Source organism: Rhodococcus sp. MPR-R1B (assembly GCF_058793255.1).
The window spans coordinates 19,594-35,850 of sequence record NZ_JBXAFO010000006.1; the positions used below are offsets into that span (position 1 = coordinate 19,594).

Sequence of the window (16,257 nt, forward strand, 5' to 3'; positions counted from 1 at the left end):
GCAGAATGCAGACCGGAAAGAAGACGGGGCGGCCGCCGACGTTGTCGACAGTGGACATCGTCGAGGCCGCCCTCGCCGGTGATCTGAGTGAACTGACCATGCCGAGCGTGGCAAAGCGGCTGGGCGTCAGTCATTCTGCACTTTATCGCTACTTCGCAGACCGCGAAGCGCTGCTGCGTGCCTGCTCGGATCATGTTGTGCGTCAGACTGTATGGCCCGATACGAATCGTCCGTGGCGCGAATTCCTGAAGGATTTCTGCGACGTTCTGTGGTCCTCGTTCGAGCGCTATCCAGGTCTGGCCCAGGTCGGTCTCGCAGTTCCGGGCACGCCGCCGGCGATAATCGAGATCGTGGAGAAACTGGTCGGTTCGTTGACTGCGCAAGGCTTCACACCCCACGATGCGATATTGGCGGTGGACTTCATCTCCGAGGTGACGATGACGCAGTTCGCAATGATGGCGGCGATGGACAAGACCGTCAGCTCCGCCGATTCACGTTCCGCGCGACAGGCGTATCAGGAAAGTTGGAATGCATCGGAGTCGTTGATCGAGGGAATCGGCGACGAATCGACGTGGCACGGGCGAGGTTGGTTGGACGAGAAGATCACGATCATGCTCGACGGCCTGGAAAAGCGTGTTATCGGCTGACATTTCTACTAGCTTTGAGAGTAATGCCCGTTTCGGCGTGATACAGGCTAATGTGCACACATAGGACGGGTGGTTGCTGCACCGGGAGGCGGGGATCATGGATCTCGAAGCGATTGTTCTCATCCAAAGACTCAAGTACCGATACGCACGCGCCTTGGACACCAAATCGTGGGTCGAATTCGCCGACACTCTGACCGTCGACGCCACCGCGATCTACGGAGAACAACTCAGTTTCGATTCCCGAGATTCGTTCGTCTCCTTCCTCGAGAACACTCTCGGATCACACATCATCACCGAACATCAGTGCGGGCAACCCGAGATCGACGTCGACGGAGACACCGCAACCGGGATCTGGTGCCTCGCGGACACAGTGGTAATCCCCGAAGACGGCATGCTGCTTCGCGGATCGGCCTTCTATCACGACAGATACACCCGCTGCAGCGACGGTGAATGGCGAATCTCCCACACGAGCTACGAGCGGACCTGGGAATCGGTGGTGGCGCTCGCCGACATGCCGAGTTTCCGATTGACGTCCAACAAGTGGGCGCTGCTGCAGCAACCGTCGTTCGGCGACTCGGTCGTTCGCAACGTCTCCTGAGGTCGCCCGCGATTAGAGTCGGCTCATGGTTGATGCAGATTTTTCGCTGCCTGACGTACGGACGTGGATTCGCGGTATCCCCGCGCTGACCGGAACTCCGCCGCCCGCGCCCGAGTGTTTTCCGGAAAAGCCGGGGGAGTTGTTCCTCGACTGGCTCCGTGCGGCCGTGGCCTTCGGCGTCGTCGAGCCACACGTGTGTGCGCTCTCGACCGTGGACGGCGACGGTATGCCTGATTCTCGCTTCCTCATCCTCAAGGACGTGACCGAGGGTGGGTTCTGGTTCTCTGGTTCAGCTGCTTCGCCGAAAGGTGTTGAGCTGAAAGAAAATCCGCGAGCATCGCTCGCCTTCTACTGGCGCGAGACGGGTCAACAGATCCGGATTCGCGGAACGGTTCGCGAGGGCGACGACGCACTTCGACGCCGAGACTTCGTCGAACGCTCCGTCACGGCGAGAGCGGTGGCGACGGCAAGTGAGCAGAGCGAGGTGCTCGAAGACTTAGGGGCGTACGACACGTCGGTGGCCGCTGCGGAAGCAAGAATCAGCGACGACCCAGGGTTCGTGTCGGAGGACTGGCGTGCGTGGTGCCTCCAGCCGGAGTCTGTCGAGTTCTGGCAGGCAGACTCCGGGCGTCGGCATCAGCGGTGGTTGTACCGGCGCGGCTCGGACCGAGCATGGACACGAGCAGTGCTGTGGCCCTAAGGGGCAGCTGGGCCCAGATCAGCTCGCGCTGATCTCCGGCGATACGAGGTTGACGACGATCGACTGTCCGCCCAGCTTGGCGTGGATTTCGGGATGTTCGAACCCCGAGGACAACAGGTAGCTGCCGAGCATCGTGAGCAACTCGTCCAGATCCGTCGTGGGATCGGAGGAATGTGCGCTTGAGGGTGAGGCCTGATTTGCGATGAGTTCGGTGTGGGTGAGTCGACCGGCCACTCGAACGGCGGCTACGCCCATCGCGTCGCGACGTACGACGGTACGACTCCGAGTTTCGAGCGTCCTCGATGATTCGCGTGTTGAAGCTGGCACTGAAAGGTCCTCTCCGCTGCTGTGTGCGGCCGTGGTTCGGGCAGGAAGCGGAAACGTGAATGCATCGGATTGCTTGGGTGCGGTCGACAGAAAATCCGCTGTGGCGGTGGCACTGCTGGAACCGTTACCCGTGGAAAGGTTGCTCCCAGAACCATTGCTTGCAGAACCATTGCTTGCAGAACCATTACTTGCGGAACTATTGGCTCTCGATCCGTTGCCGGAACCGTTGGGGCCCGCTATTCCGTGAGAATTCTTGTCTTCCATTGTTTCGCTCCTGATGCCCGTAAACAGACCGCCGGTTTGCTTAATCGACGCAAACATACCAGGAGTTGGTTTACGGTCACACCCCTTGTGGAGTTCGGCGTTGAATGCGCAGCCACATTGCGAAGCCCCACAGGACGAAGAATGCATAGACCAGATAGAGGATCGCCGAAGGGTAATAGCCGGCTCGGAAAAGAAGGGGAACACCAACGGCGTCGACGCCGATCCAGATGAGCCAGAATTCGGTCCAGCCGCGCGCCATGCCGTATGTCGCGAGGATGGAGCCGGTGAAGATCCAGGCCTCTGCCCACGCTCCGTACGAGCCGAGGAGGTCGAAGATCCAGGCGAAAGCGATTGTGCCGCTGGTCATGACGGCGATCATGGCGACGCGCTCGCGAGTTGTCGCCCAATGGGGCAGGACTGCGCGACCGGAGTCGCGTGCCCCGCGTCGCCACTGAGTCCACCCGTAGACGCTGACGGTGATGAACAACAACTGACGGCCGGCCTGGCCGTAGAGATTGAGCTCTTGCGGCGTGTGGAAAAGTGCGCCCATGAACACCGTGAACAACAAGGCATTTCCGGCTATGCCGACGGGCCACGCCCATACCGAGCGTCGCGCGCCCGCGATCGCGGAGCCGATTCCGAACGCGTTTCCGATGATCTCTCGCCAGAGAATCGTGGCGCTGCCGATGTGCAGTTCGGCGTCGAACAGCGCCTCGATCAGGCTCATCAGTCCGCAGCAGCGACGAGGGGTTCGAGCGTCAGATCCGGGAGTTCCTTCTGGATGTACTGCAGGCGCCACTTGTCACTGACCAGGGCGAGCAGAACACCGTCGGAACGGGTGAAGACCTCCACACCTCGTTGACGGTTCAGTTCGACCTCGGACGCGGCGTCGGTACGGCGAGCCAATGCGTAGCCGAGCGGTTCCATCTTGGCCTCGACGTTGAACTCGGCCTTCATGCGTGCTGCGACGACCTCGAACTGCATCGGGCCGACGGCCGCCATGACGGGGGAGGCGTCGCCGCGGATGTCGTTGCGGAGAATCTGGACGACGCCCTCGGAATCGAGTTGGTCGACAGCACGGCGGAACTGCTTGTACTTGCCGGCGCTTTCGGCGCGCAGGATCGAGAAGTGTTCCGGCGCGAACGACGGGATCGGCGGGAACTCCACCTTCTTCTCGGTGTACAGCGTGTGGCCGGGTGCGAGTGCGGTGGCGTTGACGAGGCCGACGACGTCGCCGGGGAACGCGGATTCGACGGTGGAACGTTCACGTCCGAATACCGTCTGGGCGTACTTGGTCGTGAAGGGCTTGCCGGTTTGGGCGTGTGTGACAACCATGCCGCGCTCGAACACGCCGGAGACGATGCGCATGAACGCCAGACGGTCGCGGTGCGCGGTGTCCATACCGGCCTGCACCTTGAAGACGACCGCACTGAACGGATCGGTGACCTCGCGCGGCTTGCCGCTGAGGTCTTCGCGCCCACGCGGCGGCGGCGCCAATTCGACGAGGGTGTCGAGGATCTGGCGGACGCCGAAGTTGAGCATCGCGGACGCGAAGATCACCGGGGAAGTCTGACCGGCGAGGAACATCTCCTGATCGTGGTCCTGGCCGGTAGCGGAGAGCAGTTCACTCTCCTCGGCCGCGGTCTCCCACTCGGAGCCTTCCTTGGCGAGCGCCGCGTCGGCGTCCATGACCTCTTCGGGGGCGATCTTCGCGCCGCCTGCGGTACGGGTGAAGCGGACGTACTCGCGAGCCTCACCGTCTTCACCGCGCCGCAGCAGTCCGCGGAAGTCGCCGGCGATGCCGACCGGCCAGTACAGGGGGGTGGGTGTGAGGCCGATCCGTTCGCTGATCTCGTCGAGCAGTTCGAGAGGAGTCTGACCGGGACGGTCCCACTTGTTGATGACGGTGATGACCGGAATGCCGCGGTGACGACACACCTGAAACAGCTTGAGCGTCTGCGGTTCGAGGCCCTTGGCAGCGTCGATGAGCATGACCGCCGCGTCGACGGCGGTCAGGACGCGGTACGTGTCCTCGGAGAAGTCGGAGTGACCGGGGGTGTCGACGAGGTTGATGACGTTGATCTGCTCGTCCGGGGTCTCGGACGAGTGGTAGTTGAACTGCAGTGCGGTGGAACTGACGGAAATGCCGCGGGCCTTCTCCATCTCCATCCAGTCCGAGACCGTCGACTTGCGGCCTGCCTTGCCGTGGACGGCTCCTGCCTCCGAGATCTTCTTCGCGTGCAGTGCCAGCGCTTCGGTCAGCGTCGACTTTCCGGCGTCGGGATGCGAGATGACGGCGAAGGTGCGGCGACGCTCTGCCTCGGCGGACAGGCCCTTGGTCGTCGTCGTGACCGCGACCGACCCGCTCTCGGTTGAATCGGGGCCTTCGGTGTCGGACTGGACAGTCGAGTCGGAAGGGACGGTCGAGTCGGACGGGGTAGTCAACGAAGAACCTCTCGAAGTGGGCGTCGGTGCCGGCGACGTGCCGGTGCGCGGACAGGTGGAGAGTGCGGCAGCACAACAGAGAAAGGATACTCGCAGACCACGATGCGATAGCCACTGCGGCGTAACACTCGGCGAACGATCGCTGATTATCCATGTATGTGTGTGTTCGAACACACAGCCATTTGTGTCCTGCGAAGAGTTGCACTGATCGAAGAGTGACACTGACCGAGGAGTTGCGTTGAGCAAGTTCACCGAAGAGATGTATGCGACCGCCGCAGTCACCGACCGCGGCCTGGTGACGGGAGAGCCGGACAACGCTTTCCGTCAGACCTGGGGCGACATCCACCAGGAGGCTCGGCGCATGGCCGGCGGCCTGGCCGAGGTCGGTATCGATCGCGGCGTCGCGATCGGCATTCTCGCCGGACAGCCCGTCGACATCGCACCTGCCTGCCAGGCGACGTGGATGCGCGGTGCGTCGGTGACGATGCTGCATCAGCCGACCCCCCGAACGGATCTGGGCGTCTGGGCTCAGGACACCGAGACTGTGATCGACATGATCTCCGCGAAAGCCGTCATTCTGGGTGCGCCCTTCGACGCGGCCAAGCCGCTCCTCGAAGAGCGTGGCATCACCGTAGTGACGGTGGACGAGCTTCGCAGCGGAACGTCGATCGATCCCGTGGAGACGGCCGAATCGGATATCGCACTCCAGCAGTTGACGTCCGGTTCCACCGGTTCGCCCAAGGCCGTGCAGATCACGCACGAGAACTTCTACACAAATGCCTACGCCATGATCAACCGCATCAAGTTCTCCATCGAAGACGACGTGATGGTGAGCTGGCTTCCGCTCTTCCACGACATGGGCATGGTCGGTTTTCTCACGGTTCCGATGCAGGTGGGCGCAGAGGTCATCAGCATCACGCCGATGGATTTCCTGCGCACCCCGGTGCTGTGGGCCGAGCTGATGGGCAAGTACGGCGGAACTGTCACCGCCGCACCGAACTTCGCGTACTCGCTCTTGGCTCGTCGACTCGCACAGGCGGAAGACGGGGCAGTCGACCTGTCCAGCGTCCGATACATGTGGAACGGCGCCGAGCCGGTGGATCCCGACACGATGGATGCACTCGCCGAGGCCGGTGCGCGTTTCGGTTTGAACCCGACTGCGCTGGCGCCCGTGTACGGAATGGCGGAAACCACGCTCGCCGTGTCGATTCCGGATCCCGATCAAGGTCAGGTCCTCGACTACGTCGATCCAGACTTTCTCGAATCGATGTCTCGCGCGGTGCCGTCCAATCGCCCCAACGCTCGTGCCCTCGCCACACTCGGCAAGATGGTGCCTGATCTCGAGGGACGCATCGTCGACCGTGACGGTCAGGTGCTTCCGGCCCGCGGTGTCGGAATCATCGAGGTTCGCGGCAAGGCAGTCACTCCCGGGTACGTCACGGTCGACGGACACAAGCCGGCCCAGGACGCCGACGGTTGGCTCGACACCGGTGACGTCGGGTACTTCACCGAGGAAGGACTGGTCGTGGTGTGCGGGCGTGTCAAGGACGTCATCATCATGGGCGGCCGGAACGTGTACCCGACAGACATCGAACGGGCGGCCGGAACCGTTGCCGGTGTGCGTCCCGGAAACGCCGTCGCGATTCGTCTCGACGCCGGCCAGAAGCGTGAGAGCTTTGCAGTCGCCGTCGAGACCAACGCTTTCGAAGATCCGGAAGAGGTCAAGCGTATCGAACGCGAAGTGGTCCACGCCGTGGTTGCCGACGTCGGTGTCCGACCTCGCGCCGTTGCGGTCCTGGGTCCCGGCAGTATCCCGAAGACGTCGTCGGGGAAGCTCCGCCGCGCGAATTCGGCTGCACTGCTGGGTAACTGACCGTCAGTGCAGGCGGTTCTGTGCGGCTTCCAACCCGAGTTCGAGCAGTAGCTCCACTGCATCCGCAGCCTCTTCGCATACGAGATCGAGTTCTTTTCGCTCCGTGGACGAGAACGGCTTGAGAACGTAGTCCGCCGGGTCCATGCGGCCCGGCGGACGACCGATCCCGACGCGCGTGCGCAGGTAGTCCTTGGTGGTCAACGAACTCGAAATGGACCGCAGGCCGTTGTGGCCGCCTTCGCCGCCGCCGAGTTTGAGTCTGATCGTCCCGAAATCGAGATCCAGTTCGTCGTGGACGACGATGATGTTCGCGGCGTCGACCGAGAAGAACCGTGCGAGACCGGCGACAGCGCCACCCGAGAGATTCATGTACGAGCGTGGTTTTCCGAGAATCACGCGCCGGCCGGCGAGGCGACCTTCGACGATTTCGGCACCACTCTTCTTGTGTACGTTGAACTTTCCGCCCATGCGCCCGGCAAGGGTGCCGGCGACCATGAAGCCGACGTTGTGCCGGGTCTTCTCGTACTGGGGGCCGGGATTACCCAGGCCGATGACGAGGGCGGTATCTGTGCTCAACGGACGCTACTTTCTGGCTTGATTTTTCCTGCTACGCACGAACGGCGCGTCACTCCGAATCGGAATGACGCGCCGCGCGCAGTGAGTTCTGTTGGAACCGAGAGGATCAGGCCTCTTCTGCAGCCTCGTCGGCGGCGGGAGCTTCTGCGCCCTCTTCGAGGTCTGCCTCGGTGGGTGCAGCAACGACGTTGACGATCAGGGTGTCGGCGTCAGCCTGCAGGGTCGAGCCCTTGGGCAGTTCGAGCTGGCTGGCCAGGATCTGGGTGCCGATCTCGAGACCCTCGACCGAAACCTCGATCTGCTCGGGGATGTGAAGCGCGTCGGCCTCGATGGAGATCGTGGATGCGTCCTGCGCGACCATCGTGCCTGCAGCAGCATCGCCGACGACGATGACGTTCACGTCGATCGTGACCTTCTCGCCCTTCTTGATGACGAGGAGGTCGGCGTGCTCGATGTAGTTGCGGATGGGGTGCACGACGACCGACTTGGTCAGTGCAACCTGCTCCGTGCCCTCGATGTCGAGGGTGAGGATGGCGTTGGTGCCGTGTGCACGGAGGATGGCGGCGAAGTCGCGAGCCGGCACATTGAGGTGGCGGGGATCTTCACCGTGGCCGTACAGAACCGTGGGGACCTGGCCGTCACGACGTGCGCGGCGAGCTGCGCCCTTGCCGAATTCGGTGCGGACGACGGCGACGAGGTTGTTTTCTTCAGACATGATGAAACGGCTCCTACAACTCACGGGGTTCGTGCTCGGTTTACTGACGTGTGGTTTTGCCTGCGGCAAGGCGGACAGGCGCGCACACGGCCAGGAGCGAAACGCTCGAGCTGAGCCGTAGCCGCGTCGATCACGGTAAACCTGCAACGTGTGGAACTGCTGCGATTCACCCTCGCCGAGACAACTTTGGATACGTTACCGGAGTTTGCTCCCGGCCGCTAATCGCAGGTGGTGGGGACCTGGCCGTATGGACGTGGTTCGCGTCACATCGAAAGCGGTAGCCTGACGGAGTGACCATCGTGGGGAACGCTCCCGAAGGCAGTCGGCTCGGTGCCGTCGTGCCGGGTACCGACCTGTCGCAGCATGCTCGCCTACTCAGTCGGGTGCACGACGCAGTTCTCTCCGGCCAGGAACCACCGGCGCAGCCGCGGACCGTCGTGGCGCGGTCGTGGTCGAGGGTGGCCGCCGGCGGGCTCACGCCGGATCACTGCGGTGCGTCTACTGTCGCCGATTTCTCCGAGTTGGAGGCGAGGCGTTCGCGTACCGCGCTGCGAAGCGTTCTGCCCGAACTGCGAACCACGCTCACCGAGGTCGCCGAGGACGCGGGCTTCATCGTGGTCGTTGCCGACGCCGACGGTGTCCTGCTCTGGCGCGAAGGGGCGAAGACCGTCAAACGTGCGGCGGACGCTCTCGGGTTCGCGGAAGGCGCACGCTGGTCGGAGCAGTCGGTGGGGACCAACGCGATAGGTACCGCGCTGATCGAAGACTCTGCGGTGCAACTCTTCTCGGCCGAGCACTATGCGCCCACGCATCACAACTGGTCGTGTACCGGCTCGCCCGTGCACGACCCACGGACGGGCGAGATCCTGGGCGTGGTGGACATCAGTGGATCCGCAGCTTCGGTTCATCCCACCACCGTCGCGCTGGTGCGCACCGCGGTTCGCCTCGCGGAGGCGACGCTGTGGCGCGAGCACGCAGCTTCGCTCGAGCGCCTGCGCTCGCGCGCGGCGCCGTTGTTCGCGGCAGGCACAGGTCCGGCATTGGTGGTCGACGAGTTCGGCTGGGTAGCCGGCGCCAGCGGGATTGCCGCGCCCGACCGTGTGGCAGCACCCAGTGCGGGAAAGCCCGTCATCGTGCCAGGTCTGGGGATGTGTCTGCCTGAGCCGCTCGGAGACGGCTGGCTGTTGCGCACCGGCGTCGGCGGGCCGTTGATCGAGCTGGAGCTGGCCCTCGGAGCATCGCCGCAGGTGACGGTGCGTGGTGACGCCAACTGGACGCGCGCGCTTTCGCCGCGTCACGCTCAGATCTTGCGGGCACTGGCAGCCGTCGGTTCGGCAGGTGTGGATGCCGCAGGCCTGAGCGAAGTGCTCTTCGGTGATCGCGAGCATGTCGTAGCAGTGCGCGCCGAGGTGTCCAGACTGAGGAAACACCTCGGCGCGGTCCTGCAGACTCAGCCGTACCGCTTTGCCGACGGTGTGCGAGTTGTGGTGATCTAGCGCGCCGCGCTGATTCCGGCACGACGTCCGAAGAAGCTGCCGTCGCCGAGACTTGTCCCGCTGGCGTAACCGCCCGCACAGACACCGGACGTGCAGCGACCCGCTGCGAAAAGTCCGGGGATCGGCGCACCCGAGACGTGCAGAACCTCGGAATCGACGGTGGTCTTCAATCCTCCCAGCGTGAATCCGCCTGTGCGGCCACGGAGATCGATTGCCGCGAACGGGCCGACGATCGGCTTCACCCACTCGGACTTCTTGCCGAGCACCGGATCCGAACCTTCAGCCGCGTGCCGGTTGTAGAGGTCGACGGTGGATTGCAGCGATCCGGCGGGCAATCCCATCTCGCCTTCGAGTTCCTCGACGGTCTCCGCCACCCAGCTCGGCTGCGCCCGCAACTGTGCACTGGACGATTCGGCATTCATGCCTTCCTCGTACGCAGCTTCGTCGATCACGAGGAATGCCTGGTTGTCCTGCTGGAACAGTGTTGCCTGGCCGATGCGGCCGGGGTAGGTGTCCTCGGGGATGTATCGCTGACCGCGGCCGTTGACAAGAATGCCGCGCACCATCAACTGCGGGTCGCAGAAGAACGCGACCTCGGTGGCGTCCATGTGTGCGGTGTCGGCGCCGAGTGCCTGACCGATCTGGATTGCGCGGCCGTCGTGCGCCTCGATGGAGGCCGCCGGGTGGCCGAAGATGCGCGGTGCGTTCGAGCGCACCATCTCGTTGTTGTACGCGAAGCTGCCCATCGCAAGCACTACGCCTTTGCGGGCACGAATCGCGACATCCTTGCCGTAACGCTTGGCGACGACGCCGACAACCCGATCGCCGTCTACCACCAGAGTTTGGACGCGCAGATCGTATTCTGCTCGGACACCGAGCTTTTCGGCCGTCTCGACGAGTGGCTTCATCAGCATGTAGCCGCCGCCCTTCTCGCCGGTGTTCTTCTCGGACATCTGCGGAACGTGTCCGCGGGGCGCGGGATCGAAGAGGGTGTTGAACGGCGCGGCGTTCTCGCCTCCCGAGTACATCAGGCCGTCGTCGTACGGCGGTTCCCAGCCGGGCTGACCCCAGAACGATTCCTTGAACGGGACCCCGGCGTCGACGAGCCAGTTGTAGTGATCGACGCTGCCCTCGCAGTACGCGTCGATCTTCGTATCGTCGGTTCCGGGGCCGAGCGCTGCCTTCATGAACGTCTTCATGTTCTCGACCGAGTCCTCGAACCCGCACGCCTTCTGCAACGGCGTTCCACCGCCCAGGTAGATGAATCCACCAGCCAGTGACGCGGCTCCGCCCCAACCGCCCGTCCGCTCCAGGACGAGCACCTCGGCGCCGGCACGAGCTGCTTCGATCGCAGCGGTGACGCCGGCGATGCCGTATCCCGCGACGACGACGTCGGCCTCGTAGTCCCAGGTGGTGATGTCGGCAGCGGAGATCGGTCTGACGGTGGGGTCGGCCATGCGAATAGTCCTCTCGGAAGGCGAAACTGCTGATCACCCCACAGTTGCAGTTTCGACTTCCACAGATCAGGCATGGTCCCGGTCAACGGGAGGTTTGTAATCCCCTGACCGCGCCCAGAAATGTGTCCAGGTCGGCTTCGTCGACGAAGTAGTGCGGCGATGCGCGAACCACGGCATCGAGCCCGCGGGCATCCATGTCGAGGAGGGTGGACCCGCGACCACTGACGGTGACGGTGATGTTCTGTGCTGCAAGCTGATCCCGCACCAAGTGCTCGGGGATACCGTCGACGGTGAAGGAAACGATGCCGCTCAGATGGGTTCCTCGATCGCGGACTTCGACTCCGGAAATCGCTGCCAGACCTTCCCTCAGCGTGACTGCTCGGGATTCGATCTGCTCCCACGCCGTGTCGGTGCCGATCGAGAGCAGATAGTCGGCGGCGACGCCGAGACCCAGGCGCGCAGCGACACTCGTTTCCCAGAGCTCGAATCGTGTTGCGTCCGGTGCGGGTACGAAGCTGTTCTCGCCGGTCCATTCCGCTCCGTGCAGGTCCATCGCAGCGGGTTCGAGTGCATCGACGAGTCCGGGGCGGACGTACAGGAATCCGGTTCCGCGTGGCCCGCGGAGCCACTTGCGGCCGGTTGCGCTGAGGGCGTCGACGCCGAGTTCGGTGACGTCGATGGGCAATTGGCCGACGGACTGGCATGCGTCGAGCAGAACGAGCGAGCCGTGGGCCCTCGCGAGTTCGACGACCTCGCGGACGGGGTTGATCAGGCCGCCGTTGGTGGGGACGTGGACGACGGAGACGACGCGAACACGATCGTCGAGCATGTTCTCGAGTGCGTCGAGGTCGATGCGTCCGTACTGATCGCTCGGGATGATCTCGACGTGGGCACCGGTCGAACGCGCCCGCCCCAGTGCAGCGATGGCGTTGCTCGCGTATTCGACTCCGCTGATGAGAATTCGATCACCGGGTCCGAGCGGAACGGCAGCGAGGAAGTCGTTCCACGCGCGGGTCGCGCTGTCCGTCAAAGCGATATCGGTTGCCTGAGCACCGATGACCCGGGCCAGCGAATGGGGAACAGCAGCGAGGGCGCCGCTCTGACGAGCAGCTGCGACGTATCCGCCGACGTCGGCTTCACGTCGCAGGTGCTCGATCATCGTGGCCGGCACCGGCTCGGGCGGGAGCGAGGATCCCGCGCTGTCGAGGAACACCTTGTCAAGGCATCCGGGGGTGTCGCGGCGGATCGTGTCGAGATCGAACATGGCACCTTCCGTTCATGTCGGTGTGGTTCAAACTACCTGTGAACGAAGCTGTCCCGATGGAGCGAAGACTGGGCACGGCCGATGCCGTGGTGATCGGCCTCGGCGCGATGATCGGCGCCGGAGTCTTCGTGGTGTTCGCGCCCGCTGCCGCAGTAGCCGGTACCGGGTTGCTTGTGGGCCTGGCGATTGCAGCGTTCATCGCCTACTGCAACGCGACGTCGTCGGCGCAGCTTGCGGCCAGATACCCCACTTCAGGCGGGACCTACGTCTACGGACGTGAGCAGCTCGGACCCTGGTGGGGGTTTGCCGCCGGCTGGTCGTTCGTGATCGGGAAGACCGCGAGCTGCGCGGCAATGGCTCTGACTTTCGCGACGTATGTTGCGCCTACGGCCTGGCGTGTCCCCGTCGCGGTATTGGTGGTGGCAGCGCTGGTTGCAGTCAACTACCGCGGAGTCACGCGGACGGCGCACATGGCCAGGGTGATCGTCGCCGTGTCGACGACGGCGCTGTGTGTAGCGCTGGTGGTTGCCGTCGTCGGTCCTGGTGCGGTGCGCGAGTTCCCGGATCTCGCATTCGGGTCGTGGTACGGCATTCTGCAATCGGCGGGACTGCTGTTCTTTGCCTTCGCCGGGTACGCCAGGATCGCGACGCTGGGGGAGGAAGTGCGTGATCCGCGTCGAACGATTCCGCGGACGATCCTGATCGCACTCACCGTCGCCGTCATCCTCTATGCGCTGGTAGCGGTGGTGCTGTTGGTGACGCTGGGACCTGATCGGCTGGCGAATTCGGCGCGACCACTGGCAGATGCGGTGGGCGCAGTCGGGTGGAGCTGGGCCGTTCCCGTAGTGGTGATCGGTGCCGCGGCGGCGTCGGCGGGGGCGCTGCTGGCTCTGATCGCCGGCGTGAGTCGTACGGCGATGGCGATGGCCCGCGAGCGCGATCTGCCAGTGGCCCTCGCTGCAGTCCATCCACGGTTCGGGGTCCCTCACCATGCGGAACTTGTGGTCGGTGCCGTTGTGATCGCCTTGGTCTCGACAACCGATCTTCGTGGGGTGATCGGCTTTTCGTCGTTCGGAGTGCTGCTCTACTACTTCGTCGCGAACGTGAGTGCGTACAGCCAACGCGGTGTGGACCGGATGTATCCGAAGTGGCTGCAAGCGGTCGGCGCGGCTGGTTGTGTCGTTCTGGTGGTCACACTTCCGTGGATCGCGGTTGTTTCCGGCGCAGGTGTGGTTCTGGCCGGTTGTGGGTACCGGTGGATACGACTGAAGAAATTCAACGACACGTAACACCACAAAGGGTGCATCTCGGACGTTGGCGTTCTATCGTCGGTAGCGACCGCGAAGACCGCCCGAAGGGGAAGTCGAATGGTGACAGCAGCGTTGACAGCAGCACAGACCACGCAGGTGGATTCACGTCCTGCGGCCGAGGCCTACGTCGGTGGTGTGTGCTTCAAACAGGGGCCACCCCGTTTGGTCGGAGCTGAGCTCGAGTGGCTGACCAGCCAGGTTCCCGGTGGGGAGCGGCCGTCAGCAGCGACTCTGGCAAAGGCACTCGGGCGATACGCGCCCACCAGTATCGACCCGGATTCACCAGCGGTTCCGCTTCCTCGTGGCAGCCTCGTCACCGTAGAACCTGGCGGACAGATCGAACTCTCGTCAGCGCCGCGGACGTCCGCCCGAGAACTGTGTGACTGTCTCGACGAAGACCGTCGTACTCTCGAAACACTCCTCGCGTCGTACTCCATCGAAATCAGTTCTGCCGCGGCCGACGTCGCCCGCCCACCTTCCCGGATTCTCCGGTTGCCACGTTATTGCGCAATGGAATCCCGCTTCGCCGGGATAGGACCGTACGGCACCTTGATGATGTGCAATACAGCAGCAGTGCAGGTCAGTGTCGATGCCGGCGGCAGCCCGGAGTCCATTGCCCAGCGTTGGCGGCTCCTCGGGGACATGGGGCCGGCGCTCATCGCTGCGTTTGCGTGTTCTCCACGCTTGCAAGGGGTTCCGAGAGGGGATTGGGCGTCCCAACGCATGCGGACGTGGCTCGAACTCGATTCCTGGCGAACGGTCGCAGTCCCGGAAGTGCAGGACTACGCCGGCTGGGCGCTCGATGTTCCGCTGATGTGTGTGCGAAACGAGGGCGACGATTGGACGGCTCCGCGGGGTGCCACTTTCGGGGACTGGATAGACGGCGCTTTGGATGCCGAGATCGGACGCCGACCCGTCTGGGCGGACTTGGACTATCACCTGTCCACGCTGTTCCCGCCGGTTCGCGCTGTCGGCCATCTGGAGGTTCGCTACATCGATGCGCAGCCGGGAGATCTGTGGCGAGTACCGGTAGCAGCGATCGACGCGTTACTGTCCGGGCCTGCCGTGATGCGTGAGGCGAGTGATGCCGCAGCGTCGACGGCCGGGAGATGGCGGGATGCGGCAGAGTACGGTTTGGACGACGTCGAACTGCGTTCGGCGGCAACCTCTCTGATGTCGCTTGCCGCGTCGTACGCGCCGGAGCCGCAGTACGTCCGTCTTCTCGACGCGGCTGCCGAACGGTGTTGTCGCGCAATCGTGCCCGGTGAGAGCGACACATGACGGGGGAGATCACCAAGGAAGCGGTCGAGGCCGTACTTCTGCGAGCGCGTGAACGGTCGACGCTGCTCACCGACTGCGTCGACGATGCCGAATTGGTCGCTCAGCATTCCCCGTTGATGAGTCCACTCGTGTGGGACCTGGCGCATATCGGCAATCAAGAGGAACTCTGGCTGGTGCGAGATGTCGGTGGCCGCGATCCGGTGCGTAGCGACATAGACGAGCTGTACGACGCGTTCAAGCATTCGAGATCGTCGAGACCCACACTTCCCCTGCTCAACCCGGCCGAGGCGCGCGAATACGTACGTACGGTTCGCGGGAAGGTCTGGGATGTGCTCGAAGCCAGCACCTTCGGACGCACAGAACTCGACATGGACGGTTTTGCCTTCGGGATGATCGCGCAGCACGAGCAGCAACACGCCGAAACCATGCTCGCAACACACCAATTGCGTTCGGGACCCACGGCACTCGTTGCGACACCCGCTCCGCAAGCGGCCCGCATGCCGGAACTCGACGAGGTCACGATTCCCGCCGGCCCCTTCGTCATGGGGACCGACGACGAACCGTGGGCACTCGACAACGAGCGCACTGCGCATCAGGTCTATCTCACCGACTTCGCGATCGACAGATTCCCGGTCACCAACGGGCAGTTCGTCGAATTCATCGAGGACGGCGGCTATTCCCGACCGGAACTGTGGTCTCGCGACGGTTGGCGGCATCGCGTCGACGCGAAACTTCGTGCACCACTGTTCTGGGAACGCGACAGTTCGGGTTGGTGGCACGAGACTTTCGGCGTCGAGGCTCCGGTCCCACCGGACAAGCCCGTCGTGCATGTGAGCTTCTACGAAGCCGAGGCCTACGCGTGCTGGGCAGGCAAACGGCTTCCCACCGAGGCGGAATGGGAAAAGGCCGCGCGGTGGGATCCGGAATCCGGAAGATCGCGACGATTCCCGTGGGGGGACGTGTCCGCAGACGAGAAACTTGCCAATCTCGGTCAGCGCCATCTCGGTCCCGCCGGCGTCGGCTCGTACCCGGCGGGTGCATCGGCAGCAGGTGTCGAGCAGTTGATCGGTGACGTGTGGGAGTGGACGTCTTCGGGTTTCCATCCGTATCCGGGTTTCCGGGCCTTCCCCTACCGGGAGTACTCGGAGGTGTTCTTCGGCGGCGACTACAAAGTGTTGCGAGGGGGATCGTTCGGGACCGACAGCGTTGCCTGCCGGGGGACGTTCCGCAACTGGGACCACCCGATCAGGCGCCAGATCTTCTCGGGTTTTCGCTGCGCCAGAACGATTTCGGGTAGATCCTGA

General features: G+C 63.8%; 15 protein-coding genes. 8 read left to right on the forward strand and 7 right to left on the reverse strand.

Features of this window, described 5'->3' with window-relative positions:
* Positions 1-5 precede the first annotated feature (5 nt).
* From AC1Q61_RS10500 to AC1Q61_RS10510, 3 genes are all read left to right on the forward strand, one after another.
* Positions 6-647, forward strand: coding sequence for a TetR/AcrR family transcriptional regulator (locus AC1Q61_RS10500; protein WP_054780876.1), 642 nt, complete (start codon positions 6-8; stop codon positions 645-647).
* A gap of 97 nt (positions 648-744) precedes the next feature.
* Positions 745-1,245: a nuclear transport factor 2 family protein gene (locus tag AC1Q61_RS10505; RefSeq protein WP_003946235.1), complete on the forward strand. Its 501-nt coding sequence runs from the start codon at positions 745-747 to the stop codon at positions 1,243-1,245.
* A gap of 25 nt (positions 1,246-1,270) precedes the next feature.
* Positions 1,271-1,945: a pyridoxine/pyridoxamine 5'-phosphate oxidase gene (locus tag AC1Q61_RS10510; RefSeq protein WP_050654515.1), complete on the forward strand. Its 675-nt coding sequence runs from the start codon at positions 1,271-1,273 to the stop codon at positions 1,943-1,945.
* An 18-nt stretch (positions 1,946-1,963) separates the two neighbouring features.
* Here the strand turns inward: AC1Q61_RS10510 and AC1Q61_RS10515 are convergent, their stop codons facing one another.
* The 3 genes from AC1Q61_RS10515 to AC1Q61_RS10525 form a co-directional block, all read right to left on the reverse strand.
* Positions 1,964-2,272, reverse strand: a complete 309-nt coding sequence (locus AC1Q61_RS10515) for a hypothetical protein (RefSeq protein WP_306669658.1) — start codon at positions 2,270-2,272, stop codon at positions 1,964-1,966.
* Between the two features lie 340 nt (positions 2,273-2,612).
* Positions 2,613-3,263 (reverse strand): nicotinamide riboside transporter PnuC, encoded by a 651-nt coding sequence (gene pnuC / locus AC1Q61_RS10520; RefSeq protein ID WP_050654516.1) that lies wholly within the window; start codon positions 3,261-3,263, stop codon positions 2,613-2,615.
* Positions 3,263-4,867, reverse strand: coding sequence for a peptide chain release factor 3 (locus AC1Q61_RS10525; RefSeq protein WP_135000451.1), 1,605 nt, complete (start codon positions 4,865-4,867; stop codon positions 3,263-3,265). Before AC1Q61_RS10525 ends, pnuC begins: the two co-directional genes overlap by 1 nt.
* A gap of 352 nt (positions 4,868-5,219) precedes the next feature.
* On the opposite strand from AC1Q61_RS10525, the gene AC1Q61_RS10530 reads away from it, so the two are divergent.
* The gene (locus AC1Q61_RS10530) at positions 5,220-6,854 is read left to right on the forward strand and encodes a fatty acyl-AMP ligase (RefSeq protein WP_007728923.1); all 1,635 of its coding nucleotides are present in this window, start codon (positions 5,220-5,222) and stop codon (positions 6,852-6,854) included.
* Positions 6,855-6,857: 3 nt separating this feature from the next.
* On the opposite strand, the gene pth is transcribed toward AC1Q61_RS10530, so the two are convergent.
* The gene (pth, locus tag AC1Q61_RS10535) at positions 6,858-7,430 is read right to left on the reverse strand and encodes an aminoacyl-tRNA hydrolase (RefSeq protein WP_003946229.1); all 573 of its coding nucleotides are present in this window, start codon (positions 7,428-7,430) and stop codon (positions 6,858-6,860) included.
* Positions 7,431-7,536: 106 nt separating this feature from the next.
* The gene (locus AC1Q61_RS10540) at positions 7,537-8,145 is read right to left on the reverse strand and encodes a 50S ribosomal protein L25/general stress protein Ctc (RefSeq protein ID WP_003946242.1); all 609 of its coding nucleotides are present in this window, start codon (positions 8,143-8,145) and stop codon (positions 7,537-7,539) included.
* Between the two features lie 290 nt (positions 8,146-8,435).
* On the opposite strand from AC1Q61_RS10540, the gene AC1Q61_RS10545 reads away from it, so the two are divergent.
* Positions 8,436-9,641, forward strand: a complete 1,206-nt coding sequence (locus AC1Q61_RS10545) for a GAF domain-containing protein (protein WP_242430774.1) — start codon at positions 8,436-8,438, stop codon at positions 9,639-9,641.
* Here AC1Q61_RS10545 and AC1Q61_RS10550 read toward each other — a convergent pair.
* Both AC1Q61_RS10550 and AC1Q61_RS10555 read right to left on the reverse strand, forming a co-directional pair.
* On the reverse strand, positions 9,638-11,098 hold the full coding sequence (locus AC1Q61_RS10550) for an FAD-dependent oxidoreductase (protein ID WP_204855509.1): 1,461 nt from the start codon (positions 11,096-11,098) through the stop codon (positions 9,638-9,640). The two genes, AC1Q61_RS10545 and AC1Q61_RS10550, sit on opposite strands and share 4 nt — an antisense overlap.
* 82 nt (positions 11,099-11,180) lie before the next feature.
* Positions 11,181-12,362: an aminotransferase class V-fold PLP-dependent enzyme gene (locus AC1Q61_RS10555; RefSeq protein ID WP_030536293.1), complete on the reverse strand. Its 1,182-nt coding sequence runs from the start codon at positions 12,360-12,362 to the stop codon at positions 11,181-11,183.
* A gap of 14 nt (positions 12,363-12,376) precedes the next feature.
* Here AC1Q61_RS10555 and AC1Q61_RS10560 point away from each other — a divergent pair, with 14 nt between their 5' ends.
* The 3 genes from AC1Q61_RS10560 to egtB all read left to right on the forward strand — a co-directional run bounded on the left by AC1Q61_RS10560 (position 12,377) and on the right by egtB (position 16,257).
* A complete protein-coding gene (locus tag AC1Q61_RS10560; RefSeq protein WP_492650979.1) occupies positions 12,377-13,651 on the forward strand; it encodes an APC family permease in 1,275 nt (424 codons plus the stop codon).
* Between the two features lie 78 nt (positions 13,652-13,729).
* Positions 13,730-14,953 carry an ergothioneine biosynthesis glutamate--cysteine ligase EgtA gene (gene egtA, locus AC1Q61_RS10565; protein WP_492650978.1) on the forward strand — a complete coding sequence of 408 codons (1,224 nt, stop codon included), beginning with the start codon at positions 13,730-13,732 and terminating at the stop codon, positions 14,951-14,953.
* Positions 14,950-16,257: an ergothioneine biosynthesis protein EgtB gene (gene egtB / locus AC1Q61_RS10570; RefSeq protein ID WP_311053643.1), complete on the forward strand. Its 1,308-nt coding sequence runs from the start codon at positions 14,950-14,952 to the stop codon at positions 16,255-16,257. The genes egtA and egtB overlap by 4 nt, the downstream gene beginning before the upstream one ends.

Bases quoted from the DNA above. Each gene is read 5' to 3' on its own strand.
- egtB (WP_311053643.1), top strand. From the start codon at position 14,950: ATGACGGGGGAGATCACCAAGGAAGCGGTCGAGGCCGTACTTCTGCGA.
- pnuC (WP_050654516.1), bottom strand. From the start codon at position 3,263: ATGAGCCTGATCGAGGCGCTGTTCGACGCCGAACTGCACATCGGCAGC.
- AC1Q61_RS10505 (WP_003946235.1), top strand. From the start codon at position 745: ATGGATCTCGAAGCGATTGTTCTCATCCAAAGACTCAAGTACCGATAC.
- AC1Q61_RS10540 (WP_003946242.1), bottom strand. From the start codon at position 8,145: ATGTCTGAAGAAAACAACCTCGTCGCCGTCGTCCGCACCGAATTCGGC.
- AC1Q61_RS10510 (WP_050654515.1), top strand. From the start codon at position 1,271: ATGGTTGATGCAGATTTTTCGCTGCCTGACGTACGGACGTGGATTCGC.
- AC1Q61_RS10550 (WP_204855509.1), bottom strand. From the start codon at position 11,098: ATGGCCGACCCCACCGTCAGACCGATCTCCGCTGCCGACATCACCACC.
- AC1Q61_RS10555 (WP_030536293.1), bottom strand. From the start codon at position 12,362: ATGTTCGATCTCGACACGATCCGCCGCGACACCCCCGGATGCCTTGAC.
- AC1Q61_RS10500 (WP_054780876.1), top strand. From the start codon at position 6: ATGCAGACCGGAAAGAAGACGGGGCGGCCGCCGACGTTGTCGACAGTG.
- AC1Q61_RS10560 (WP_492650979.1), top strand. From the start codon at position 12,377: ATGTCGGTGTGGTTCAAACTACCTGTGAACGAAGCTGTCCCGATGGAG.
- egtA (WP_492650978.1), top strand. From the start codon at position 13,730: ATGGTGACAGCAGCGTTGACAGCAGCACAGACCACGCAGGTGGATTCA.